Origin of the sequence: Geitlerinema sp. PCC 9228 (genome assembly GCF_001870905.1) — a bacterium.
GTDB lineage: Bacteria > Cyanobacteriota > Cyanobacteriia > Cyanobacteriales > PCC-9228 > PCC-9228.
Genome location: NZ_LNDC01000208.1, coordinates 288 through 533 on the forward strand (window position 1 = coordinate 288; position 246 = coordinate 533).

The window sequence follows — 246 nt, forward strand, 5'->3', positions numbered from 1 at the left end:
ATCTCCAGAGCTTGGCGGTAGAGGGGTTCTGCTTCCTCGTAGCGACCTTGACTTTGGTACAAACCTGCCAGATTGTTGAGGCTGTTAGCGACATCAGGGTGTTGCTCGCCCAGTAGGCGTTTGTACATCTCCAGAGCTTCTTGGTAGAGGGGTTCCGCTTCGTCGTAGCGACCTTGGCTTCGGTACAAACCTGCCAGATTGTTGAGGCTGCTGGCGACATCAGGGTGTTGCTCGCCCAATAGGCGT

General features: G+C 55.3%; 1 pseudogene. It reads right to left on the reverse strand.

Annotated features, from left to right (window positions below):
* Positions 1-246 (reverse strand): annotated as a pseudogene (locus AS151_RS22960) (tetratricopeptide repeat protein); the annotation flags it as partial.